The organism is Neoroseomonas oryzicola, assembly GCF_012163135.1.
Taxonomy (GTDB): Bacteria; Pseudomonadota; Alphaproteobacteria; order Acetobacterales; family Acetobacteraceae; genus Neoroseomonas; species Neoroseomonas oryzicola.
Genome location: NZ_JAAVUP010000011.1, coordinates 81,341 through 104,193, shown reverse-complemented (window position 1 = coordinate 104,193; position 22,853 = coordinate 81,341). Strand labels below are relative to the sequence as shown.

At 70.7% G+C, this 22,853-nt stretch carries 22 protein-coding genes; 14 read left to right on the top strand and 8 right to left on the bottom strand.

Going from position 1 to position 22,853, the window contains the following annotated elements; genetic code table 11:
- Positions 1-18: 18 nt before the first annotated feature.
- The 6 genes from GWK15_RS21995 (at position 19) to gyrB (ending at position 8,020) form a co-directional block, all read left to right on the top strand.
- Positions 19-795: an enoyl-CoA hydratase gene (locus GWK15_RS21995; RefSeq protein WP_168043547.1), complete on the top strand. Its 777-nt coding sequence runs from the start codon at positions 19-21 to the stop codon at positions 793-795.
- Positions 796-953: 158 nt separating this feature from the next.
- Complete coding sequence (rpsT, locus tag GWK15_RS21990) at positions 954-1,229, top strand: 30S ribosomal protein S20 (protein ID WP_168043546.1); 276 nt, start codon at positions 954-956, stop codon at positions 1,227-1,229.
- A gap of 267 nt (positions 1,230-1,496) precedes the next feature.
- Positions 1,497-2,924, top strand: a complete 1,428-nt coding sequence (gene dnaA / locus GWK15_RS21985; RefSeq protein ID WP_168043545.1) for a chromosomal replication initiator protein DnaA — start codon at positions 1,497-1,499, stop codon at positions 2,922-2,924.
- Between the two features lie 238 nt (positions 2,925-3,162).
- The gene (gene dnaN, locus GWK15_RS21980) at positions 3,163-4,293 is read left to right on the top strand and encodes a DNA polymerase III subunit beta (protein ID WP_168043544.1); all 1,131 of its coding nucleotides are present in this window, start codon (positions 3,163-3,165) and stop codon (positions 4,291-4,293) included.
- A gap of 91 nt (positions 4,294-4,384) precedes the next feature.
- A complete protein-coding gene (gene recF / locus GWK15_RS21975) occupies positions 4,385-5,530 on the top strand; it encodes a DNA replication/repair protein RecF (protein WP_168043543.1) in 1,146 nt (381 codons plus the stop codon).
- Between the two features lie 66 nt (positions 5,531-5,596).
- The gene (gene gyrB, locus GWK15_RS21970; RefSeq protein ID WP_168043542.1) at positions 5,597-8,020 is read left to right on the top strand and encodes a DNA topoisomerase (ATP-hydrolyzing) subunit B; all 2,424 of its coding nucleotides are present in this window, start codon (positions 5,597-5,599) and stop codon (positions 8,018-8,020) included.
- Between the two features lie 105 nt (positions 8,021-8,125).
- Here the strand turns inward: gyrB and GWK15_RS21965 are convergent, their stop codons facing one another.
- On the bottom strand, positions 8,126-8,557 hold the full coding sequence (locus GWK15_RS21965) for a hypothetical protein (protein WP_168043541.1): 432 nt from the start codon (positions 8,555-8,557) through the stop codon (positions 8,126-8,128).
- The gene (locus GWK15_RS21960; protein ID WP_168043540.1) at positions 8,554-9,297 is read right to left on the bottom strand and encodes a DUF7168 domain-containing protein; all 744 of its coding nucleotides are present in this window, start codon (positions 9,295-9,297) and stop codon (positions 8,554-8,556) included. The genes GWK15_RS21965 and GWK15_RS21960 overlap by 4 nt, the downstream gene beginning before the upstream one ends.
- Positions 9,298-9,478: 181 nt before the next feature.
- Here GWK15_RS21960 and GWK15_RS21955 point away from each other — a divergent pair, with 181 nt between their 5' ends.
- Together GWK15_RS21955 and GWK15_RS21950 are read left to right on the top strand one after the other, a co-directional pair.
- Entirely contained in the window at positions 9,479-9,817 is a 339-nt protein-coding gene (locus GWK15_RS21955) for a Lin0512 family protein (protein ID WP_168043539.1), read from the top strand.
- A gap of 14 nt (positions 9,818-9,831) precedes the next feature.
- Positions 9,832-10,173: a Lin0512 family protein gene (locus tag GWK15_RS21950; protein WP_168043538.1), complete on the top strand. Its 342-nt coding sequence runs from the start codon at positions 9,832-9,834 to the stop codon at positions 10,171-10,173.
- Between the two features lie 16 nt (positions 10,174-10,189).
- Here GWK15_RS21950 and GWK15_RS21945 read toward each other — a convergent pair whose 3' ends face one another.
- The 5 genes from GWK15_RS21945 to GWK15_RS21925 form a co-directional block, all read right to left on the bottom strand.
- The gene (locus GWK15_RS21945) at positions 10,190-11,050 is read right to left on the bottom strand and encodes a substrate-binding domain-containing protein (RefSeq protein ID WP_168043537.1); all 861 of its coding nucleotides are present in this window, start codon (positions 11,048-11,050) and stop codon (positions 10,190-10,192) included.
- Positions 11,047-11,766, bottom strand: coding sequence for a PIG-L deacetylase family protein (locus tag GWK15_RS21940; RefSeq protein ID WP_168043536.1), 720 nt, complete (start codon positions 11,764-11,766; stop codon positions 11,047-11,049). The genes GWK15_RS21945 and GWK15_RS21940 overlap by 4 nt, the downstream gene beginning before the upstream one ends.
- Positions 11,767-12,049: 283 nt before the next feature.
- A complete protein-coding gene (locus tag GWK15_RS21935) occupies positions 12,050-12,652 on the bottom strand; it encodes a TetR/AcrR family transcriptional regulator (protein WP_245211813.1) in 603 nt (200 codons plus the stop codon).
- 65 nt (positions 12,653-12,717) lie between these two features.
- On the bottom strand, positions 12,718-13,632 hold the full coding sequence (locus GWK15_RS21930; RefSeq protein ID WP_168043534.1) for an aminotransferase class IV: 915 nt from the start codon (positions 13,630-13,632) through the stop codon (positions 12,718-12,720).
- Complete coding sequence (locus tag GWK15_RS21925) at positions 13,629-14,669, bottom strand: histone deacetylase family protein (protein ID WP_168043533.1); 1,041 nt, start codon at positions 14,667-14,669, stop codon at positions 13,629-13,631. The genes GWK15_RS21930 and GWK15_RS21925 overlap by 4 nt, the downstream gene beginning before the upstream one ends.
- A gap of 245 nt (positions 14,670-14,914) precedes the next feature.
- Between GWK15_RS21925 and GWK15_RS21920 the strand changes: the two genes are divergently transcribed.
- From GWK15_RS21920 to GWK15_RS21895, 6 genes are read left to right on the top strand one after another with little or no spacing between them, the layout of a single operon-like run.
- The gene (locus tag GWK15_RS21920; RefSeq protein WP_168043532.1) at positions 14,915-15,709 is read left to right on the top strand and encodes an SDR family NAD(P)-dependent oxidoreductase; all 795 of its coding nucleotides are present in this window, start codon (positions 14,915-14,917) and stop codon (positions 15,707-15,709) included.
- Positions 15,710-15,751: 42 nt separating this feature from the next.
- The gene (locus tag GWK15_RS21915; protein WP_209442350.1) at positions 15,752-16,657 is read left to right on the top strand and encodes a PHP domain-containing protein; all 906 of its coding nucleotides are present in this window, start codon (positions 15,752-15,754) and stop codon (positions 16,655-16,657) included.
- An 11-nt stretch (positions 16,658-16,668) separates the two neighbouring features.
- Positions 16,669-17,226, top strand: coding sequence for a phosphonate degradation HD-domain oxygenase (locus GWK15_RS21910; RefSeq protein ID WP_168043531.1), 558 nt, complete (start codon positions 16,669-16,671; stop codon positions 17,224-17,226).
- A complete protein-coding gene (locus tag GWK15_RS21905) occupies positions 17,223-18,647 on the top strand; it encodes an alkaline phosphatase family protein (RefSeq protein WP_168043530.1) in 1,425 nt (474 codons plus the stop codon). Before GWK15_RS21910 ends, GWK15_RS21905 begins: the two co-directional genes overlap by 4 nt.
- Before the next feature lie 31 nt (positions 18,648-18,678).
- Positions 18,679-20,013 (top strand): (2Fe-2S)-binding protein, encoded by a 1,335-nt coding sequence (locus tag GWK15_RS21900; RefSeq protein WP_168043529.1) that lies wholly within the window; start codon positions 18,679-18,681, stop codon positions 20,011-20,013.
- Positions 20,010-21,137, top strand: coding sequence for an NAD(P)/FAD-dependent oxidoreductase (locus GWK15_RS21895; protein ID WP_338147311.1), 1,128 nt, complete (start codon positions 20,010-20,012; stop codon positions 21,135-21,137). The genes GWK15_RS21900 and GWK15_RS21895 overlap by 4 nt, the downstream gene beginning before the upstream one ends.
- A gap of 81 nt (positions 21,138-21,218) precedes the next feature.
- Here GWK15_RS21895 and GWK15_RS21890 read toward each other — a convergent pair whose 3' ends face one another.
- Positions 21,219-22,835 (bottom strand): peptide ABC transporter substrate-binding protein, encoded by a 1,617-nt coding sequence (locus GWK15_RS21890; RefSeq protein WP_168043527.1) that lies wholly within the window; start codon positions 22,833-22,835, stop codon positions 21,219-21,221.
- Positions 22,836-22,853 lie beyond the last annotated feature (18 nt).

The following is a 22,853-nucleotide window of genomic DNA, read 5'->3' as shown; positions in this document are numbered from 1 at the left end:
AGGCGAGGAACGCAGCGCATGGCCTACGAGATGATCCTGACGGAGACCCAGGGGAAGGTCGCCGTCATCCGGCTGAACCGCCCGCAGGCTCTGAACGCCCTGTGCGACCAGCTGATGGGCGAGCTCGGCGACGCGCTGCGCGGCTACGACAAGGACCCCGCCATCGCCGCCATCGTCATCACCGGCAGCGAGCGCGCCTTCGCCGCCGGCGCCGACATCAAGGAGATGAAGGACCGCACCTACCCCGCGGTCTATTTCAACGACTTCATCGGCGAGCGCTGGGAGACGGTGCTCGAGATCCAGAAGCCGGTGATCGCCGCGGTGGCGGGTTTCGCGCTCGGCGGCGGTTGCGAGCTCGCGATGATGTGCGACCTGATCATCGCGGCCGATACGGCGAAGTTCGGCCAGCCGGAAATCAACCTCGGCATCATACCTGGTGCGGGCGGCACGCAGCGCCTGACGCGCGCCGTCGGCAAGTCGAAGGCCATGGAGATGGTGCTGACCGGGCGCATGATGGATGCCGCGGAGGCCGAGCGGTCCAACCTGGTCTGCCGCGTGGTCCCCGCCGCGGAGCTGGTCGCCGAGGCGGTCAAGATCGGCGAAAAGATCGGCGCGCTGTCCGGCCCGTCGGTCGCCATGGCGAAGGAGGCGGTGAACGCCGCCTACGAGACCACGCTCACCGAGGGCGTGCGCACCGAGCGGCGGCTGTTCCTCAGCCTGTTCGCGACCGAGGACCAGAAGGAGGGCATGTCGGCCTTCGCCGAGAAGCGCAAGCCGGCCTTCAAGAACCGCTGAGAGGGTTGCGGCGCGCGAGCGACCCGCGCTTCATGGATTTCGCGGGCCGCTTTGGCTTGACGCACCATGGCGGGCCGCTCTAGAACCCCGGCCTTCGCCGCGCCCGGGCTCCCGGGCGCGGCCTCGTTTCACCCGATGTTGAACTGAACCGGAACCCCATGGCGAACACCGCGTCCGCGCAGAAGCGCATCCGCCAGACCGAGAAGCGCATGGCGCGCAACAAGGCGCGCAAGTCGCGCGTGCGCACCTTTGTCCGCAAGGTCGAGGAAGCCGTTGCAGCCGGCGACAAGGCCGCGGCGCAGGAAGCCTTCCGCGCCGCGCAGCCGGAGTTGCAGCGCGCCGCGACGAAGGGCACTCTCCACGCGAACACGGTGGCGCGGAAGGTCTCCCGCCTCTCGGCGCGCGTGAAGTCGCTGGGCGCCGCGCAGGGCTGAATACTCCGCCCCACGGGGCGGAGCACGTTCAAGTATCCGATCTGATCACGGCAGTAGCAGCTGCGAATCCGTTTGCGGCTGCTTTGTCGTGCGCGCGTTTTCACGACCTCGGGTCCGATGACGGCTGATGCTTTTTGTGCCTTGCGACAACGTTGCGGACGGCTAGTCTTCGCGATGTTGGGGGCTTGAACGAACGTCGTTGCGCCGATCGAAAGACGGCAGGTTGGGCCGGGACAATCCGGCCGGGGCGAGTTGTCTGGGGGGTTCATGGAGAAGCAAGCCGGTACCGTCTCCGCGCTCTCCGCCGCCGCCATGGGCGAAGCCTGGGCCCGCATCCGCGGGCGCCTGCGCGAGGAAGTCGGCGAGGTCGAGTACCGCACCTGGCTCCGTCAGATGACGCTGGTCGGCATCGAGGGCGACGAGGCGATCGTCGTGCTTCCCACCCGCTTCCTGCGCGACTGGGTCCGCAGCCATTACGGCGACCGCCTGCGCGCGCTGTGGCAGCAGGAGAATGGCGCGGTGCGCCGCGTCGACGTGCGCTTCGCGCCGGAACGCGCCGCCGATGACGCGCCGGATGCCGAAGCGCCGCGCGCCAACGGCCTCGCCGAACCGCTCGCCGGCAAGCCCGCCGCCGCGGCGCGCGCGGCGGCCGCGGATGCGCGCGGCGACTGGTCGGCCCCGCTCGACCCGCGCTTCACCTTCGATACCTTCGTCGTCGGCAAGCCCAACGAATTCGCCCATGCCTGCGCGCGGCGCGTGGCCGAGAAGCCCGCGAGCCCGGGCTTCAACCCGCTGTTCCTCTACGGCGGCGTCGGCCTGGGCAAGACGCACCTGATGCACGCGGTCGCCTGGGCGATCCGCAACGGCGAGCCGGCGCGCAACGTCGCCTACATGTCGGCCGAGAAGTTCATGTACCGCTTCATCGCCGCGCTGCGCAGCCAGTCGACGATGGAGTTCAAGGAGAGCCTGCGCTCCGTCGACGTGCTGATGGTCGACGACCTGCAGTTCCTGATCGGCAAGGACAACACGCAGGAAGAGTTCTTCCACACCTTCAACGCGCTGGTCGACGCCGGCAAGCAGATCATCGTCAGCGCGGACAAGTCGCCCTCCGACCTCTCCGGCCTCGAGGATCGCCTGCGCACGCGCCTCGGCTGCGGCATGGTCGCCGACATCCACGCCACGACCTACGAGCTGCGCCTGTCGATCCTGCAGGCCAAGGCGACGGCCGCGGGCATCGACGTGCCCAAGAGCGTCATCGAGTTCCTCGCGCACAAGATCACGTCCAACGTGCGCGAGCTCGAGGGCGCGCTGAACCGCCTGATCGCGCACGCCAACCTGTTCGGCCGCGCGGTGACGCTGGATGGCGCGCAGGAAGTGCTGCACGACATCCTGCGCGCGCACGACCGCCGCGTGACGATCGAGGAGATCCAGCGCAAGGTCGCCGAGCACTACAACATCCGCCTGACCGACATGTCCTCCGCGCGGCGCGCGCGGGCCGTGGCGCGGCCGCGCCAGGTGGCGATGTACCTCGCGAAGCAGCTCACCTCGCGCTCCCTGCCCGAGATCGGGCGGCGCTTCGGCAACCGCGACCACACCACGGTGATGCACGCGGTCTCCCGCATCGCCGAGCTGATGCAGGCCGACGCCGCCTTCGCCGAGGATGTCGAACTGCTGCGCCGGATGCTCGAGACCTGACCCGTTCCGCAACGGTCGCCCCGTAAGCCCCGATTCGCTTGGCTTTGCGGCGCTTCGCCTCGGTTTTTCCCCGCTTTGCCGCGCTGAGTCCGGCTGATATGGTGCCGACCCCTCGGCGGGCCGCCGCGCGGGCCGATTCGGCCCCGGCAGCCGGGGGGAACCAGGGGGACACACGCGGTCCCGCCGGGCCCTCGGACGGGCCTGGCAGGACCGCCAGAAATCGGGGCGTCGGGCTGCGATGAAGTTCACGGTGGACAGGGCGGTGCTGCTGAAGGCTCTCGCGCACGTGCAGAGCGTGGTCGAGCGCCGCAACACCATTCCGATCCTCGCCAATGTCCTGATCGACGCGAAGACCGAGGGCAACCTCACCCTCACCGCGACCGACATGGAGATCGCGGTGGTCGAGGAAGTCGCGGGCGTGACGGTCACGCGCGGCGGGCGCACCACGGCCCCAGCGGCGACGCTGTACGAGATCGTCAGAAAGCTGCCCGAGGGCGCGCGCGTCGAGTTCGACCATGGCGGCGGCGACGGCCCGCTGGCGCTGCGCGCGGGCAAGTTCAACACCACGCTCTCGGTGCTGCCGGTCGACGACTTCCCGTCCATGACGGAAGGCCGCCTGCCGACCAAGTTCGCGATCAAGGCCGGCGTGCTGCGCGACCTGATCGACCGCACGAAGTTCGCCATCTCGACCGAGGAGACGCGCTACTACCTCAACGGCATCTACCTCCATGCCGCGGAAGCCGAGGGCGCGCCGGTGCTGCGCGCGGTCGCGACCGACGGTCATCGCCTCGCCCGCGTCGAGGAGCCGCTGCCCGAGGGTGCCAAGGGCATGCCGGGCGTGATCGTGCCGCGCAAGACGGTGAACGAGGTCCGCAAGCTCGCGGAAGAGACGCAGGACGAGATCGAGATCCGCCTGTCGGATACCAAGATCCGCTTCGGGCTCGGCACCGTCGCGCTGACCTCGAAGCTGATCGACGGCACCTTCCCCGAATACGAGCGCGTCATCCCGCGCGGCAACGACAAGAAGCTGACCGTGCCGAAGAAGGATTTCGAGGAAGCGGTGGCGCGCGTCGCGGCGATCAGCAGCGAGCGCTCGCGGCCGGTGAAGCTCTCGATCTCGCGCAACAACCTGCTGCTGTCCGCGGCCAGCCCCGAGCAGGGCCAGGCGCAGGAGGAACTCGACGCCGACAGCGTGAGCTACGAGAGCAGCCCCCTCGAGATCGGTTTCCAGGCCCGCTACCTGACGGACATCACCGCGCAGATCGGCGACAAGGTGGAGTTCCTCTTCGCCGACGGCGCCGCGCCGACGATCGTGAAGGACGAGGCGAAGCCCGAGGCGCTCTACGTCCTCATGCCCATGCGTGTCTGAGCGCCCGCGCATCGCCATCGGCGATGCGCCCTGACAGAGAAGGGAGGGGGCTCGGGGGAGGTTCTCCTCCCCCGAAAACCTGGGTCACAGCGTGCTCCGCCTCACCCGCCTCCGCCTCACCGACTTCCGCTCCTGGTCCTCGCTCGAGGCCCATTTCGCCGCACCCGTCGTCGCCATCGCCGGCGAGAACGGCGCCGGCAAGACGAATCTCCTCGAAGCCATCTCCCTCCTCGGCCCCGGCCGCGGCCTGCGTGGCGCGCGGATGGGCGAGCTCGGCCGCCGCGTGGATGGCGCAGCGCGGCCCTGGGCCGCCGCGGGGCGCTTCACGGGCCCGCTGGGCGCCTTCGACATCGGCACGGGCTCCGACCCCGAGGGCGCCTCCGAACGCCGCCTGTTCCGCCTGGACGGGCAGCCGGTGCGGACCCAGGCGGATCTCGCGGACCGCGTCGCGGCCGTCTGGCTCACCCCCCAGATGGACCGGCTGTTCCAGGAAGGTGCCTCGGGGCGACGACGTTTCCTCGACCGCCTGGCCTGGGCCCTGGAACCCGCCCATGCACGGGAGGTCGCGGCGCATGACAACGCCATGGCCCAGCGCAACCGCCTGCTGGGCGAAGGCCGGGCGGATCCGCGCTGGCTCGCGGGGCTCGAGGACGCGATGGCGCGGCATGCCGTCGCGGCGGCCGCCACGCGGCGCGCGCTGGCATTGCGGCTGAACGCCGTGATGTCGGCAGGCACGGCCACGGGCGCCTTCCCCGCGGCGCGGATGGACCTGCTCTGCCCGATCGCCGCGGCGCTGGCCGAGCAGCCGGCCCTCGCCGTCGAGGACAGCCTGCGCGAGGCCCTGGCCGCCGACCGCCGGCGCGACGCGGCCGCCGGCGGCGCCGCGCGCGGGGCGCACCGGGCCGACATGACGCTGGTGCACCTGCCCAAGGACCAGCCGGCCGAGCTGTGCTCAACGGGGGAGCAGAAGGCGTTGCTGATTTCCACCGTGCTGGCCCATGCCGCCCTGATCGCCGAGGCCCGCGGCTTCGCCCCCCTGCTGCTGCTGGACGAGGTCGCGGCGCACCTCGATTCCGCCCGGCGCGAGGCCCTTTTCGCCGCCCTTGCCGCCCTGCCCGCCCAGTCCTTCCTGACCGGCACGGACCCCGAGGTTTTCCGCCCCCTCCAGGGCATCGGGGACATGTTCGCCGCGCAGCCCGGAAAGCTGCTTCCGATGGGCGAAAGCGGGTCGCCCTGAGGGGCAAGAAAGCCTATATTCGGAATACCTATTCAGCCCCCCTCCAGCCAGGAGTGAGCGCGCCGCATGAGCGAGCCCGCGCGTCCGGAGTCGGACGCCTACGACAGCGCCTCCATCACCGTCCTGCGTGGCCTCGAAGCCGTGCGGAAGCGGCCAGGCATGTACATCGGCGACACCGATGACGGCTCTGGCCTGCACCACATGGCCTTCGAGATCATCGACAACGCGGTGGACGAGGCGCAGGCAGGCTTCGCGACCGGCTGCCACGTCACGCTGAACGGCGACGGCTCCGTCACCGTGCGCGACGACGGCCGCGGCATCCCGGTCGACATCCACCCCGAGGAAGGCGTCTCCGCGGCCGAGGTCGTGCTCACGCGCCTGCATGCGGGCGGCAAGTTCAACCAGAATTCGTACAAGGTCTCGGGCGGCCTGCACGGCGTCGGCGCCGCGGTGGTCAACGCGCTCTCCGAATGGATGGAGGTGCGGATCTGGCGCGAGGGCAAGGAACATCGCCTGCGCTTCGAGCACGGCGACACCGTCGTGCCCTGCGAGGTGATCGGCCCCTCGGACAAGCCGACCGGCACCGAGGTCACCTTCAAGCCGTCCGCGCTGACCTTCACGAAGACCGAGTTCGACTTCGCCGTGCTGGAACGGCGCCTGCGCGAACTCGCCTTCCTCAATTCGGGCCTTAAGATCACCCTGCGCGACGAACGCCACGCCGAGGTGCAGGAGACCACGTTCCACTTCGACGGCGGCCTGGTGGCCTTCGTGGAGTGGCTCGACAAGGGCAAGACGCCGGTCTTCGGCGCGCCGATCAGCGTCGTGTCGAAGGAACAGGACGGCATCCGCGTCGAGCTCGCGCTGCGCTGGAACGATTCCTACCACGAGACGATGCTCTGCTTCACGAACAACATCCCGCAGCGGGATGGCGGCACGCACCTGGCCGGCTTCCGCCAGGCGCTGACGCGCGTGCTGGGCAAGGTCGCCGAAGGGCTTGCCAAGAAGGACAAGGTCAACCTCGCCGGCGAGGACATGCGCGAGGGCATCACCGCCGTCCTCTCGGTGAAGGTGCCGGACCCCAAGTTCAGCAGCCAGACCAAGGAGAAGCTCGTCTCCTCGGAAGTGCAGCCGGTCGTGCAGATGGCCGTCGCCGACGCGCTGACCCATTGGTTCGAGACGCATCCAAAGGAAGCCAAGGACGTCGTCGGCAAGATCATGGACGCGGCCGCGGCGCGCGAGGCGGCGCGCAAGGCGCGCGAGCTGACGCGACGCAAGGGCGTGCTCGACGTCTCCTCCCTGCCCGGCAAGCTCGCCGACTGCCAGGAACGCGATCCGTCGAAATGCGAGCTGTTCATCGTCGAGGGTGATTCGGCCGGTGGGTCCGCCAAGCAGGGCCGCGACCGCGCCTTCCAGGCGATCCTCCCGCTCAAGGGCAAGATCCTGAACGTCGAGCGCGCGCGCTTCGACAAGATGCTCGGCAGCCAGGAGATCGGCACGCTGATCACGGCACTCGGCACCGGCATCGGCCGCGGCGACATCAGCGAGGGCGGCTTCGATCCCGGCAAGCTGCGCTACCACCGCATCGTCATCATGACCGACGCGGACGTGGACGGCTCGCACATCCGCACCCTGCTGCTGACCTTCTTCTTCCGTCAGATGCCGGAACTGATCTCGCGCGGGCACCTGTATATCGCCCAGCCGCCGCTCTACCGCGCGAAGCGCGGCAACGAGGAGCGCTACCTGAAGGACGACCGCGCGCTCGAGGACTTCCTGCTCGAGAAGGCGCTCGCCGCAGCATCGGTGCGCTACGCGGACGGGCGCGTCCTCGGGGTGGAGGAACTGCGCAGCGAGCAGGAATACTACCGCCAGACCTCGGCGCGGATCCGCCGCCTGGCCGGGAACCTTCCGGCCGAGATCGTCGAGCAGGCGGCGGTCGCCGGCGCGCTGACGATGGAAGGCGATCGCGCGCTGCAGGCCGCGCAGCTCCTCGCCGCGCGGCTCGACGCGCTGGCGCCGGAGAACGAGCGCGGCTGGGTGGCGACGGCGGATGCGGCGGGCCTTGCCGTCTACCGCACCGTGCGCGGCGTGACGGAGCGCCACGCGCTCGACGCCACGGCGCTGCGCAGCGCCGAGGCACGCTGGCTCGACGAACGCCGCGAGCGGCTGGCGCGCGACTTCGCGACGGCGCCGGTCCTCGCCCTGGGTGCGAACGAGCACAACCTGCGCGGGCCGCTCGACGCCTTCGACAAGCTGATCGGCGAGGGCCGCCGCGGCCTTGCGATCCAGCGCTTCAAGGGGCTGGGCGAGATGAACCCGGACCAGCTCTGGAAGACGACGCTGGATCCGGCGGCGCGCACGCTGCTCAAGGTGCGGATCGAGGATGTGGAGGACGCCGAGCAGGTGTTCTCGACGCTGATGGGCGACCTGGTGGAGCCGCGGCGTGACTTCATCGTGGGCAATGCGCTGAAGGTGGCGAACCTCGACGTGTGACGTCGTGCGTGCACGCCGCGCCGGCCTGATCGGCAGGTCCGGCACCCCGGCGATGCCGGAACGCGAAGGGGCCGGGCGCGGGCTGCGTCCGGCAAGGATGGCGCCTCAGCCCGGATCCAGGCACCAGGGCCGCGCCTGCGGGTTCCACCTGATCCCGTCGGCCGCCAGGCTCGCCGCCAGCATCTCCGGGTCCAGCCGGCAATGCCGCACCAGCAGCCCGACATAGACGCCGACGAAATCCGGGCCATGCGCGGCGCCGTCGCCTTCCGCCGTACTCGTCATCGCATGCGCGACCTCGTGCAGCAGGATCCAGGAGGGCAGGCTGTCCGGCGCCTCGATCGCGAGGCGGCTGCCGGTCGCGAGCGTCGCCCGGGTCGCCTTGCGGGGCCGCACGCGCGGCGGCCAGCGCAGGCCCTCCGCGGTCCAGACATGGTCGACGATCGCCTGCATCCGCTCGAAGGCCACCACCGACCGGTCCAGCGGCGCGACGACGCGGTTCTCCCACGCATAGAACCGTTCGTCGCGCGCGCTGGTCATCGCGTGCGCGTCGGCAGGGATGGCGCGCCGGCGCCGCCGCGCACGGGGCGCTGCAGGTTCACGCGCCCACCGGCCTCGGCGCCCTGCCGGTAGGCGGCGCCATCCCGCACGGTGCGCGTCGTGTAGCTCGTCCGCAGGCGGATCCCGAGGGTGCGGAAGCCCTTGGCGATGATCTCCTCCTTCACCACCACAAGGGCAGTGCCGGTCGCGGCTTGCGCGCGCGCCGCCTCGGCCGCCGCGCGCCGATGGGACGCGATCTCCTCGATGCGGGTGGAAACCCGCTCGGCGAAGCCGTAGCGAAAGCTGCGCAGGCGGTTCTGGGGCGTGGCGCGGCTCCGCCGATAGGCCTCACTCGACCGATACGCCGCCTCCTCGTGGTCCACCGCGCTCGCGACGAGGTGCAGCAGGTATTCGGCCATCAGCACGTCGGGCTCGAGCCCATAGAAGACGAAGGTGCCGCGTCCCACCATCCAGCCGCGGGTCTCCGTCAGCTCGATGACCGACAGGAAGATCACGCCGAGCGCCTGCAGCCGCGCGCCGGTGAAGACGACCTGGCGCTGGACGCAGACCTCCTGGCGGAGCTCGACCTCGGACATGGTGAGGCCATAGACCTCGAGCAGCTCGCCGATCTTCTGTGCGGCCGCGAGCGCCTCCGCCTCGGAGCAGCCGCGGTCCACCGTGCGGGCCGCGAGCGCGCGGATGCGGCCCTTCACCTTCTCGAGTTCGGTCTGCTGGCTCACTGCGTCCCTGCCCCGCGCCCCCGGATACGACGCGCCCGCCGCCAAGGTGGAGATCCTGCCGGGCGCCCGCAACCGTGCGACGGCGGCGCGGCGTCGCCGCGGGCCGGGGCTGGGCGCCCGGTCATGCCGGTGTAGGATGGCGGCGCGACCCATGGCGCGGGCCGCATCGAAGGGAACGATCATGGCGCTCAGACGCATGGTGCTCGAGATCGGCATGGGCACCGACATCCGCGGCACCGACTACACCAAGGCCGCCGTCCGGGCGCTGCGCGACGCGCTGTGGCACAACTCGCTCACCATCGGCGCCGCGGTCGGCCAGCCCGTCGACGCGATGCAGGTCGAGGTGCTGATCGGCGTGCCGAAGCCCGACCAGGTCGACAAGGCCGAGGTCCTGTCGATCCTGCCGCACGGCACCGGGACGGTGACCGTCGTCGAGGGCGGGCTCGAGATACCCAATGACGAAGGCACGAGCACGACCGTCATCGCAAATTGCTGCGCCATCGTGCGGCTCGACATCTAAGGGAGCGCCGTACCATGGCCCTGAAGCGCATCATCCTCGAGATGGGCACCGGCAACGACCTGCACGGCGGCGACTACACCAAGGCGGCGCTGCGCGCGGTGCAGGACGCGCTGCATCATTCGTCGCTCGCCTTCATCCGCACCCTCGGCCTCGACATCCGGACCATGCAGGTCGAGGTCACCATCGGCGTGCAGCGGCCCGACCTGGTGGACCTGGAGGCGGTGCGCACATCGCTGCCCTACGGCGTCGTCACCGCGAAGGCGGTGAAGGGCGGGCTCGATGTGCCCGAGGAGGACCGCCACGACAGGGCGGTTATCGCGGCGGCGGCGATCGCCGTCCGCTTCGACCTGCCCTGACCGCTGCGGGGGCTGCTCAGCCGATACCGGCAGGCAGCCCTTCCCAGGCTTCTTCGACGGTCATGTCGCGCGGCAGCAGCCCCTGTTCGCGCGCGTAGCGGATGGCGAGCGCGATGGCGGGGCCGAGGGCCGCGCGCCCCTGCGGCAGCGCCGCATCGCCGGCGGCCTCCCGCAGCATCCGCGTGAGCTCGGTCACGATGTCCGGCCGTTCCCGCGCCAGCGCCCCGCGCACCACGACCAGGTGGTTCACCGGCACGAAGCCATGCGCCGCGACGAAATTACGCCCCGCCGCCTCCGGATCCGCGAAGACCGTCCGCAGCCCGGCATCCCCCGGCAGGTCGTTGCCGAAGATCGCCGCGTCGAGCTCCCCGCCCCGCAGCATCGCCAGCATGTCCTGTCCCGGCGCGGCGCGCGCGACGAAGGGCGGGTCGCGATACTCGGCGACATGGGCGTCCTCGAAGGTCACCCAGGCATTGTCCTCGGGCGCGATGCCGTGCGCTTCCTGCATCCGCCCGCGCAGCCACAGGCCGGTGGTCTGCGAATAGGCGCGCACGCCCACGCGCCTGCCGCGCAGATCGGCAGGGCCGCCGATCGATCCATCGGCGCGGCACAGCAGTGCCGCCTCCTGGAAGCGCGCCACCACCGCGACGGGCAGCAGCACCAGATCCTTCCCCCAGGCCTTGGCCATGAGGAAGGTGGCGATCGCCATCTCGCTGACGTCGAAGCGGAGCTCGCGCACCATCGGCGCGAAGGCGCGGCTGATCGGCTTCACCTCGATGTGGTCGAGCGCGACCAGCGGCGAGGCAACGCGCCCGTCGAGCAGCACCGCCGTATTGGCGTAACGGCCGAGCGCCGCCGACAGGCGCGCGCCGCTCACGCCAGGCTCTCCACGACATGCGGGAAGACGGACTGGTAGCCCTCGCCCCAGGTGATCTTCTTGTCGGAATTGCGCGCCGCCTGGGCGCCGCGCTGCTGGGCCACGCGGGTGTAGTATTCCCAGAGGTGCTCCTGCCCCTCCATCGCCTCGATCGCCGCGCGCTTCTTCGCCCAGACGCTGCCGATGTCGAGCAGCACGTCCGGCTTCCAGTTGCACTGCTCGGGCTGGTGCGGCTCGAACAGGAAGACCGGCGGCGCGCCGAGCACCTTCTGCCCCGGATTGTGCCCATGCGCCTGCGCGGTGATGCGCGCGTTCTGCGCCCAGGCGGACACCGTCGGGTGGTCGTGGTTGTAGAGGTCCTCCTTGCTATGGGTCAGCATGAAGGCCGGGTGGATGGCGCGGTAGACGTCGACCAGGCGGAAGAAGGCGGCCTCGGTCAGGTTGATCGGGTAGTCGCCGAGGTCCCAGAACTGGATGTCGTGCACGCCGAGCAACGCGGCGGCCTTCTTCGCCTCCGCCTCCCGCGAGGTCTTCACGCGGTCCATCGTCATGCCCGGCTGACGCCACAGCTTCGCGGATTCGCCGCGCTCGCCGTAGGACAGGCAGATGACGGTGACCTGGTAACCCTTCTCGGCATGCAGCGCGATCGCGCCGCCGCAGCGCCAGACGAAGTCGGCGGAATGCGCGCTGACGACGAGGGCGGTCTTGGTGGTCATGGACTACGGCTCCTGTCCGGGACGCGGCGGCGTGCCGCCTGTGTGGAAACGCTCGACGATCTTGGGGCCCCAGGCCCGGCCCTTCTTCCGCCGGGCGCGGTTCCTCGGCAAGGGGCATCCGACGACGCCGGGGCGTACCTCAGGCTACGGGATGCGCCATGCGACAGGGCGGAATGGGCCTGGTCCATGGCCAGTTCGGCGGCCTGCACCGGCGGTCCCACCACCCCGGATACGCGCCGCCGGCATGTCCTGCTGTCGCTGCGTCCCTCGACGGCGGTCGCCGTCAGGCCTCGAGCGGCCGCTCCCGCTTCGCCGCATGCTCGCCGACATACAGGCGCAGATAGGCGACCCGCGCCCGCAGCGCCTCTGTCGCCATGGCGGGCTCGACCGTTCCGCTGCGGGCGTAGGACAGCGACCAGATGGCGTCCGAGATGGCGACGGAGACATCGAAGGCGTCCTCGAGCGCCGGGCTCTCCGCCACGACGAAATGCTGGATCAGCCTGCGATAGTAGATGGCCCCGATGCGCCGGTTGGTCGCGAGGTCCGCGACCCGCACCTCCCACCCGCCCTGCGGCCCGAGGAAGAGGCGCATCGCCACCGGATGCTCGCGATAGAAGCGCAGCGCCTGTTCGGCCTGGATGGCGCAGAGGTCGCTCCACTGCGCCAGGCGGTCATGGTCGATGCGCCGCGCGGCCAGCACCTCGAACCCCGCATGGTAGCGCTGCGCGAGCGCCATCAGCAGCGCGGGCGTGGTGGCGAAGTAGTGGTAGATCGAGGCGGCCGGCAGGCCCGCCGCCTTCGCGACCTCCTGCAGGCCGATCTCGACCGTCCCCTCGCGCTGGATCAACGCGTCCGCGGCGTCGAGTATCCGCTCGATGCGCAGCAAGCCCCGCGCCTGGCGCTGCGGCCCGGCGGGCCTCTCCCCGGTCACGGCTGGCGGCCCGGCCGCGCTCAGTCGTCGTAGGCGACGGGCGTGGTGAAGGCCGCGTCGTCGTGGCGCCGCCAGTAGAGGTCGAGGATGCGGCGCGTCACCGGACCCGGCCTTCCATCGCCGATCGGACGGCCGTTGTAGGACGAGACCGGCGTGATGCCGCCCGCGGTGGTGGCGGTGAACATCTCGTCGGCATCATCGAGTTCCTCGACGCGGACGGGGCGGATCTCGCACTTCATCTGCAGGTCGGCGGCGATCTCGGTGACGGTGCGGCGCGTGATGCCTTCGAACATGCCGCGATCGGGCGTGGCCAGCGCGCCGCCCTTCACCACGAAGATGTTGTAGCCCGGCCCTTCCGTGACCGTGCCGTCGGCGAGCGGCAGGACAGTGGTGTGCGCGTCCTGGTCGTAGGCCTCGAACAGGCTCATCGTCAGGTCGAGCCAGTGGAAGTTCTTGATCCGCTGGTCGAGCGATTCCGCCGGGATGCGCTGCGTCTTGGCCAGGATCAGCTTCAGCCCGTCGCGCCGCTGCTCCTCGTTCGCGATCCACAGGAAGGGCGTGACATAGGCATAGAGCCTGTTGCGGCAGAGCCGCGGGTCGCGCGTGCCCGGCGGCTGCACGCCGCGCGAGCACATCACCATCACGAAGGCGTCGCGATATCCGGTGCGGCGGACGCATTCCATCAGCACGCCGATCAGTTCCTCGTCGGTGTGCGGCAGCGCCATGCGCAGCCCGGCGATGGAGGCGCGGAAGCGGTCGATGTGGTCCTGCAGCCGGAAGAAGCGCCCCTTCCACACGTGCAGCGCATCATAGGTGACGTCGGACCGCAGGAAGCCGCGGTCGAGGATGGGGATGCTCGCCTCGGCGAGCGGCATGTAGGTCCCGTCCATGTAGGCCACGCCCTGGGCGGCGGCCATTTCGTCGATCGCGTTCATGCTGCCGTGCTCTCCCGCCCCTCGAAACCTGCCAGCGCGCCGGCGACGCAGCGCGCGATGGTGTCCATGTTGTAGCCGCCTTCCTGCACCAGCACCGTGGGCAGGTCCAACGCCGCGAGCCGCGCGCCGATCCGGCGGAAGCCGTCGAAGGTCACCTTCAGCCCCTCGGTCGGATCGGCTTCATGCGCATCGACGCCGAGGGAGACGACCAGCGCCTCGGCCTGGAAGGCCCGGATCCGCGCGCAGGCGGTCTCGAGCGCGGCGAGGAAGGCCTCGTCGCCCGCGCCCTTCGGCAAGGGCAGGTTCAGGTTGAAGCCGAGGCCATTGCCCTCGCCCCGTTCATGCGCATGGCCGGCGAAATAGGGGTGGTAGTCGATGGGGTCGCGATGCAGGGAGACGAAGAACACGTCGTCGCGCCGCCAGAACACGCCCTGCGACCCGTTGCCGTGGTGCACGTCCACGTCGATCAGCGCGACGCGGCCAAAGCGCCGGCGGAGATGCTGCGTCGCGATCGCCGCGTTGTTCAGGAAGCAGTTGCCGCCGCCCATGTCGGGAAAGGCGTGGTGCCCGGATGGCCGGCACAGCGCATAGACCGCGCGTTCGCCGTGCAGCACCTCCTCCGCGGCCGCGACGGCGAGGTTCGCGGAATCGATCGCGACCGACCAGGTGTGTTCCCCGATCGGCGCCCAGCAATCATGCATGTGGTAGCCGGCCCGCCCGACGATCGAGGTCGGGTAGCCGTTGTCCATGCCGCGCACGGGGAAGATGTAGGGAAACACGTCCTCCGACGCGTCCGGGATCTGCTGCCACTCGCTCCAGGCACGTTCGAGGAAGTCGAGATATTCCGGCGTATGGATCGCCGCGACCGGCGCCACGCCGTGCGGTGCCGCGTTCAGCAGCGCGTGCCCGTCCTGGCGCAGCGCGGCGAGGATGTTCTCGGCCCGCAGCGGCAGGTCGCGGTTTGCGACGATGCGCCCATGCCGAAAGGTCTGGCTCGGCCGATGGCCGGCGTGGTGGGGGGAGAAGAAGGCCTTCATGGGCGACATCCTAGCCGAACCGAATTCGAATAAAATCGAATTCTGCGTCGGTCATGGACGTGATTCGCCTCACAGGGGTCCATCAACCGGATTCCCATCGGCTATCCGCCCCTGCCGACTGGCATCCGCATCGTGGCGCGCCCGGCCCGCCCCTCGGCTGGACGCCCGCCCCCGATCGTTGGATCGTGACGCTGCAAACCTGGCCCGGCCGCCCAAGCAGCGCCGGGCCGCGGAGGAAGAACGGCATGGATTTCAACGGCAAGGTCGCGGTCGTCACGGGCGGCGGCAACGGCATCGGGCGCGCGACGTGCCTCGGCTTCGCGCGGCTCGGCGCCAAGGTCGTCGTGGTGGATCGCGACGCCGACGGCGCCGCCGCGGTGGCCGCCGAGATCGGGCGCGGCAACGCCATCGCCTGCACCGCCGACGTCACCCGCGCGGCGGATGTCGAGGCCTATGTGAAGGCGGCGCTCGACGCCTTCGGCGCCATCGACTGCTTCCACAACAATGCCGGCATCGAAGGCCGCGTCGCGCCGACCGCCGAGCACGCGGAAGCCGATTTCGACGCCGTCATCGGCGTCAACGTGAAGGGCGTCTTCCTCGGCCTGCGCCATGTCCTGCCGGTGATGATCCGCCAGGGGCATGGATCGGTCGTCAACACCGCCTCGATCGCCGGGCTGGTCGGCACGCCGGGCATGCCGGCCTATGTCGCCTCCAAGCACGCGGTCATCGGCCTGACCAAGGTCGCGGCCGGCGAGGTCGGGCCGCTCGGCATCCGCGTCAACGCCGTCTGCCCCGGGCCGATCGACACGCGCATGATCCACGAGATCGAACGGCAGGTCTCCCCGAACAATCCGGAAGGCGTCGAGGAACGCTATTCCGCCGGCATTCCGCTGCGTCGCTACGGCACGGCGGAGGAGGTCGCGAATGTCGTGCTCTTCCTCTGCTCGGACCTCGCGGCGAATGTCACGGGCGCGCAGTACGTCGTCGATGGCGGCCGCACCGCGGCGCCGGCGGGCGTGTCCCAGGGCCGTGTCACCTGATCGCCGCGTGACAGGCAGGCCGGGGCGGCGGATCATGCGCGCATGATCGCCGACCCTGCCTTCGCCCGCCCCGGACGCTTCTGGAAGGGCAACATCCACACCCATTCCGACATGTCGGACGGGATGCGCACGCCAGCGGATGTCTGCGCGACTTATCGGGAGGCGGGCTACGACTTCCTCGCCCTGACCGACCATTTCATGGCGAAGTACGGCTTCCCGATCGTCGACACGCGCCCCTTCCGCACCAACGGCTTCACGACGATCCTCGGCGCCGAACTGCACGCGCCCGAGACCGCGCTGGGCGAGATCTGGCACATCCTTGCCGTCGGCCTGCCGCCCGATTTCCCGCCGCTCGCGGATGGCGAGGACGGCCCGGCGATCGCCGCGCGCGCGATCGCCGCCGGCGCCTTCGTCGCCATCCCCCATCCTGCCTGGTACGGCCTGACCATCGAGGACGCGGCGCGCATCCCGGGCGCCCACGCGGTCGAGGTCTACAACCACACCTCCCAGCTGCGCACCGACCGCGGCGACGGCGCCTATCTCGCGGACCAGATGCTCGCCGGCGGCCGGCGTATCGGGCTGATCGCGGTGGACGACGCCCATTTCGCCTGCCCCGACGCCTTCGGCGGCTGGTTGATGGTCAAGGCCGAGGCGAACGAGCCCGAGGCGCTGCTCGCCGCGCTGAAGGACGGCGCCTACTACGCGACGCAGGGCCCGCTGATCCACGACATCGCCTGGGGCGAGCACGAGGTCGAGGTGACCTGCTCCCCCGCCGCGAGCGTGATGGTGCTCGGCCGCGGATCGCGCGCCGCGCAGCATGTCGCCCCCGGCACCACGCGCGTCCGCCTGCCGATCGCCAAGCCCCGCGGCGGCGGCTTCGCGCGCATCGTCGTCGCCGATGCCCAGGGCCGCCGCGCCTGGGCCAACCCCGTCCACTTCGAAGGCTGAGGACACCCGCCATGGCCAGCGACATCGTCGAGAAGATCCACGACATGCTCGAGCGCCGCGCCGACGGCGCCTATGGGCTGCACGACGTGACGCAGCGCCAGCACGCGCTGCAATCGGCCTGGCTCGCCGAGCAGCAGGGCAAGTCGCCCGCGCTGATCGCGGCGGCGCTGATGCACGACATCGGGCACCTGGTGCACGACCTCGGCGAGAACCCCGCGGCCGAGGGCGTCGACGACCGGCACGAGGATCTCGGCCATGCTTGGCTCGCCCAGTATTTCGGGCCCGAGGTGACCGAACCCGTGCGTCTGCACGTCGCCGCCAAGCGCTACCTCTGCGCGACCGAGGCCGACTATTTCGGCAAGCTCTCGCCCGACAGCGTGCTGAGCCTCTCGCTCCAGGGAGGGCCGATGAGCGCCGGGGAAGTCGCCGCCTTCGAGGCCCTGCCCCACCACGCCGATGCCGTGCAGCTGCGCCGCTACGACGAGGAGGCGAAGATCAAGGACCTCGAGACGCCCTCCGTTGCGCATTTCATGACCTATGTCGCGCGCTGCCTGAAGCCCGCGTCATGACGCGCGTCGTCATGGTCGCGCTCGACGGGCTGCGACCGGACATGGTGGATGCGGCGGCGACGCCGTACCTGTTTGCCCTCGCGAACGAAGGCACGCGCTTCGCCAATGCGCGCAGCGTCTTTCCGTCCGAGACGCGCGTCGCGACGCCCTCGCTGATCACCGGCTGCCGGCCCGGCGGGCACGGCATGGTGGCGAACACGGTCTTCGACGCCTCGGTCGCCCCCGACCGGCTGCTGCGCACGAAACTGGTGGAGGACGTGCTCGCGCTGGCGAACGGTGCGGAATCGCCGCTGCAGCGCCCGAGCCTCGCCGAACGCCTCGCCCCTGCCGGCAAGACCTTCGCGCTGGTGAGCGCCGGCACGGCAGGTGCCGCGCGCCTGCTGCACCCGGCGGCGGAGCGCCTCGCCTCCTTCCGCTGGAACGTGGAGGACACCGAGGGCGCGACGGCCACAGAGGTGCGCGAGGCGCTTGGCGCGACGCCCGAGGCCGCGGTACCGAACATCCCGCGCGTGGAATTCGCCGGGCGCGTGCTGCTGGACCATGTCCTGCCGAAGCATCGGCCCGACGTCGCATTGCTGTGGCTGTCCGAGCCCGACATCTCCTTCCACTGGGGCGGGCTGCGCGCGGAGCACACCCAGCGCGCGCTGCGCGCGGCGGATGCCGTGCTCGGCCGCATCCGCGCCTGGCGCGACGCGCAGCCGGATGCGGCGGAGATCGCCATCGTCGTGCTGTCCGACCACGGCCATGTGACCGGCCGCGGCAAGCGCTGCCTGCGCACCGAACTCCAACGTGCCGGCTTCCGCGCCGGCACGGGCATGGGGCCCGATGTCGACGTCGTTGTCGCGCCGGCCGCCGCGCCCGGCCTGTGGTTCCGCGATCGCGCGCTGGCGCCGCAGATTGCCGATTTCCTCGCCACGCAGAACTGGGCCGGGCCGCTGCTGGGGCGCGACCCCGCCATCCTGGCGGACGGGCGCGCGCTGCCGCTCTCCCTGCTCGGAAGCGGTCATGCACGCAGCGCCGACCTCGTCGTGACCTTCGCGGGGCATGAGGAGCCCGACGAATGGGGCCTGCCCGGCCACGCCCCCTTCGACGCCCCGGACGTCCCCGAGGGCGGCGGGATGCATGGCGGGCTGCACCGGGCGGAACTCGCGACGGTGCTGGTGATGCAGGGCGGGCCGGTGCGGCGCGGTGCCGTGGCCGAGGAGCCCGCGGACCTCACCGACATCGTGCCGACCGTGCTGCACCTCCTCGGCCTCGCGCCCGAGGGCATGGAAGGCCGCCCGCTGCGCGCCGCGCTCGACGCCGCCGCCGACGCCCCGCCGGCGCGCGAGACGATCGACCTGCCCGGCGGCTTCGTGCTCGAGGCGATGCGCGCGCCTTCGGGTCGATTCTATCCGACGGCGCTGCGAAAGGTGCGGTGACGGACGGCGGGGAGCCGCCTAGACTTTCCGCATGTCGCAAGCGGATCCGACCTCCCTCGCCGGCAAGACCTTTCCGCTGAGGGACGGCTACGACCACGTCGTCATCGGTGCCGGGGATGCCGGCATCGCCGCCGCGCAGGCCGCGGCAGCCGCCGGGGCCAAGACGCTGCTGGTGGACGAGCATCCGCTCGATCCCGGCCTCTTCGGCCTCGACATCCCCTACCTGTTCGGCGAACGCGTCGATGCCGCGACGCGCAATGCGGGCCGGATGGAGGAACGCATCGTCGCCGCCCGGCCCGGGCTGATCGCGGCGATGGAAGCCGGCGTCGAGGTCGCGCTCGGCGTCGCTGCCTGGGGCGGCTTCGTGCGCGGCGTGGCCAATCGCGGGTTGCCGCGGCCGGTGCTCGGCCTCGCGGACCGGGAGGCGGCGTGGCTCGTCGCGGTGGATCGCATCACCGTCGCGACCGGCGCGCGCGACGTGGTGGTGCCCTTCGCCGGATGGACGCTGCCCGGCGTCATGGGGGCGCGCGGCTTCGACGCGGCGCTGCGGCTCTACGGCGCCTTCTCGGGACGCCGGATCGCGGTGATCGGCGGCGGCGCGTTGGCGGACGGCGTGGTCGCGGCCGCACGCGCGGCGGGGCTGGACGTCGCCGCGCAGATCGCCGCACCCACGCCTGTGCGCATCGAAGGGCGCGAGGAGGTCGCCGGCATCGCCTGGCAGGACGGCGATACCTGGCGCGAGACCGCCTGCGACACCGTCGTCATGGCAGTGGACACGGTGCCGATGGTGGACCTGGCCGAGTTGCTCGGCTGCCCGATCGCCTGGGATGCCGCGAAGGGTGGCTTCGCGCCGCAGCCGACGCCGCAGGTCGCGATCGTCGGCGATGCCCTTGGTGCGGCACCCGCGGCGCGCGCCGCCTGGCTCGACATCGCGCTCGCTGAGGATCACGCCCTGGTCTGCGCCTGCGAGGAGGTGAGCGCCGGCGACCTGCGCGCCCTGCGTCCGCCGCGCTATCTCGATGCCGCGGGACCGGAAGCCGGGCTCGGCGCGCTTGGTCCGCTGAACCAGGACCAGGTAAAGCGCCTGACGCGCGCCGGCATGGGCGCTTGCCAGGGCCGCCGCTGCCGCGAGAGCGTTCACGCGCTGCTGTCGCGCCACCGTCCCGCGCCGCTCGCCTCCTACCGCGCGCCGATCCGCCCGCTACCGCTGTCGGTGCTCGCCGCGCTTGAGGAAGATCCCGCGCTCCGCGCCAACTGGACCGGCTGGTTCGGCATCGCCGCGCAATGGCTGCCGCATTGGGAACCGGCGCCGGAGAACGCCGAATACATCGGCGGACGACTGAGCGGTGCGGAGGTGGTGAAGTGATCGTCATCGTCGGCGGCGGCGTCACCGGCCTGTCCACCGCCTTCTGGCTCGCGCGCGAGGGCCACCCCGTCACGGTGGTCGAGAAGGGCATCGTCGGCTGGGAAGCCAGCGGGCGGAACGGCGGCGGCTGCACCCACCCTTATTCGCCCCTGTTCCGCGAGGAGCAGCGGCTGTGGCCGATGATGGACGAACTGCTCGGCCACCCGACGGAATGGCGGCCGCACCGGCTGAAGGTCGCGCTGGACGAGGGCCAGCTCGACCGGCTGTGGAAGAGCACGAAGCTCGCCACCGACCAGGGCTTCGAGGCCGCGCCGCTCGATCGTGCGGAACTGCGCGACCTGGTGCCCTGGGTCGGGGACAACGCCGTCGGCGGCATCCATTGGAAATATGGCGGCCACGCCAATCCGCAGCGCACCAGCCAGGCCTATGCCTGGGCGGTGGAGCGCCATGGCGGACGCATCCTGCAGCACACCGCCGTGCGCGGCATCCGCACCCAGGGCGGCCGCGCCGTCGCGGTCGAAACCAGCGCGGGCGAGATCGGCTGCGACGCCGTGGTGATCGCGGCAGGGCCGCATACCGCCGCGCTCGCCGCGCCGCTCGGCCATCGCGTGCCGATGGCGCCGGCGCGCGTCGAGATGATCGTCACCGAACCCCTGCCGCCGATCGCCTATGGCGGCGTCGACGGAAACGGCCTCTACGGCCGGCAGACGCTGCGCGGGAACCTCGCCTATGGCGGCGGGCCGCATGAATGGATTGACCTCGACGGCGAGGCGACGCCGCGGCCGGTCAATTCACCGGTCGTCGCCAGCCTGGCGCGGCGGCTGAACGAATTGTTCCCCCGCCTCGGCCATGTGCGCGTCATTCGCTCCTGGGGCGGCATCGTGGAGAACACGCCGGACGGCCGCCCGATCCTCGATCGCCTCGAGGATCCGGGGAATGTCGTCGTGGCGAGCATGTCCTCGGTGGGCTTCGGCCTCTCGCCGGCGACCGGGCGCGCGCTCGCGCAGCTGGTGCTGCAGGGTCACTGCGACTTCGCGGACCTGTCGCAGTTGACGCTTTCGCGCTTCGGCAACCTGCCGCTGGACTGGCGCAGCCGCCAGGGCTGGGAGGCGATGCCGGCCTGAGTCCGGTTCCGGTATCCAGAGGCCTTTCGGCCTCTGGCGGGTGGGGCTCGGGGAGGGCGGCGCCCTCCCCGCTCCTCGCGACTAGGCCCAGGCCCAGTCGTACACGTTCCAGGTGATGTCCGTGACGTACTGGTTCGGCGTCGGCCCCTGCAGCTGCTTGCGCTTCAGATGCCCCTGCACCGACCCGCCCTGCGCCGCGAAGGGCACCTCCTCGTGCAGGATCGCCTGGATCTGCTTGTAGGTCGCGATGCGGTCGGCCTGCTCGGTCTGCGTCACGCCGAGTTCGAGCAGCCGGTCCACCTCCGCATTCTCGTACTGCACGTAGTTCGATCCCTGGCGGTGCTTCACCGGGATCATCTTCGAATGGCACCGCGCCGTGTAGTCCGGGTCGAGGCCCACCGTCGGATCCCACGCGACCAGCAGCGTGTCGAAGCGCGACTGCGTCGTGTACTCGCCCCACACGACCGAGGCCGGCATGTTGCGGATCTCCATCTCCACGCCGATCGCCTTCCAGTTCTGCTGGAACAGCGCCTGGCAGCCCTGCCGTGCGACATTGCCGGCGGTGGTGGACATGGTGAACTTCAGCTGCACGCCGTCCTTCGCGCGGATGCCGTCCGGCCCCTTGCGCCAGCCGGCTTCGTCCAGCAGGCGCTCGGCGCCGGCCGCGTCGTTGGTGTAGTCACGCAGGTCGCGGTTGTAGGCCCAATGCGTCGGCTGCAGGTAGGACAGCGTCCGCGGCCAGGTGCCGAAGTAGATGTCATCGATCGACTTCTGCATCTGCGTCGCCATGGTCAGCGCGCGACGCACGCGCGGATCGGCGAATTGCGGCTTGCCGCAATTGTAGTAGATGAACTGCACGTTGGGCGTCGGATAGAGCAGGAAGTCGCGGTCCGGGAAGGCGCGCGCCTCGGTGAAGCGATCGGGCGGCACGCCGCCGAGCGCGAAGTAGTCGACCTCGCCCGTGCGCGCCTGGCCATAGGCGGCCATCTGGTCCGGCACGAACTTATGGATGAACTGCCGCACCTTCGCCGGGCCGCGGTGGTAGTTCGGGTTGCGCTCATAGACCATGTGGCTGCCGGCGGTGCGGCTGCGCAGGATGTACGCCCCGGTGCCGATCGGCTGGCTGTTGAAGGCCGCCGTCTGGATGTTCTGCTCTCGCCCCAGGATATGCTGCGGGACGATGTGCATGTTCTGCCACGCCCACAGGAACGGCACGAAGGGGCGGGAGAGCTCCATCTCGACCGTGTGGTCGTCCTTCACGCGGAAGGTCTTGATCAGGTCGAAGCCCGAACGGCTGCGGACAGCCACGTTCGGGTTCATGATGGTCTGGTAGGTGAACTCGACGTCCTTGGCGGTGAAGGGCTGGCCATCCGACCACTTCACGTCGCGCTTGAGGTTCACCGTCCAGGTCAGCCCGTCGGCCGAGATGCCGCCGTTCTGGCGGGACGGCACCTGGGCGGCGAGGTTCGGGAAGAACTCGCCCTTGTCGTTCACGTCCCACAGCGCGTCGAAGATGCAGGCTTCCGGCACGTTCTCGGTGCCGGCATTGACGTAGAGCAGCGGGTTGAACTGCACCGGTTCCTGCGTCATCGCGAGGATGATCCGATCCCGGTTGATCGACTGCCCCCAGACGGTGGGGGCAGCCAGCAGCGTCGCGGACCCGGCGAGAATGCCGCGGCGCGAAATCCTGATGGTCATGTCGCGAGCCTCCTTCTT

Coding starts and splice junctions, on each gene's coding strand:
- GWK15_RS21995 (WP_168043547.1), top strand. CDS start 19: ATGGCCTACGAGATGATCCTGACGGAGACCCAGGGGAAGGTCGCCGTC.
- rpsT (WP_168043546.1), top strand. CDS start 954: ATGGCGAACACCGCGTCCGCGCAGAAGCGCATCCGCCAGACCGAGAAG.
- dnaA (WP_168043545.1), top strand. CDS start 1,497: ATGGAGAAGCAAGCCGGTACCGTCTCCGCGCTCTCCGCCGCCGCCATG.
- dnaN (WP_168043544.1), top strand. CDS start 3,163: ATGAAGTTCACGGTGGACAGGGCGGTGCTGCTGAAGGCTCTCGCGCAC.
- gyrB (WP_168043542.1), top strand. CDS start 5,597: ATGAGCGAGCCCGCGCGTCCGGAGTCGGACGCCTACGACAGCGCCTCC.
- GWK15_RS21965 (WP_168043541.1), bottom strand. CDS start 8,557: ATGACCAGCGCGCGCGACGAACGGTTCTATGCGTGGGAGAACCGCGTC.
- GWK15_RS21955 (WP_168043539.1), top strand. CDS start 9,479: ATGGCGCTCAGACGCATGGTGCTCGAGATCGGCATGGGCACCGACATC.
- GWK15_RS21950 (WP_168043538.1), top strand. CDS start 9,832: ATGGCCCTGAAGCGCATCATCCTCGAGATGGGCACCGGCAACGACCTG.
- GWK15_RS21940 (WP_168043536.1), bottom strand. CDS start 11,766: ATGACCACCAAGACCGCCCTCGTCGTCAGCGCGCATTCCGCCGACTTC.
- GWK15_RS21930 (WP_168043534.1), bottom strand. CDS start 13,632: ATGAACGCGATCGACGAAATGGCCGCCGCCCAGGGCGTGGCCTACATG.
- GWK15_RS21925 (WP_168043533.1), bottom strand. CDS start 14,669: ATGAAGGCCTTCTTCTCCCCCCACCACGCCGGCCATCGGCCGAGCCAG.
- GWK15_RS21920 (WP_168043532.1), top strand. CDS start 14,915: ATGGATTTCAACGGCAAGGTCGCGGTCGTCACGGGCGGCGGCAACGGC.
- GWK15_RS21915 (WP_209442350.1), top strand. CDS start 15,752: ATGATCGCCGACCCTGCCTTCGCCCGCCCCGGACGCTTCTGGAAGGGC.
- GWK15_RS21910 (WP_168043531.1), top strand. CDS start 16,669: ATGGCCAGCGACATCGTCGAGAAGATCCACGACATGCTCGAGCGCCGC.
- GWK15_RS21905 (WP_168043530.1), top strand. CDS start 17,223: ATGACGCGCGTCGTCATGGTCGCGCTCGACGGGCTGCGACCGGACATG.
- GWK15_RS21900 (WP_168043529.1), top strand. CDS start 18,679: ATGTCGCAAGCGGATCCGACCTCCCTCGCCGGCAAGACCTTTCCGCTG.
- GWK15_RS21890 (WP_168043527.1), bottom strand. CDS start 22,835: ATGACCATCAGGATTTCGCGCCGCGGCATTCTCGCCGGGTCCGCGACG.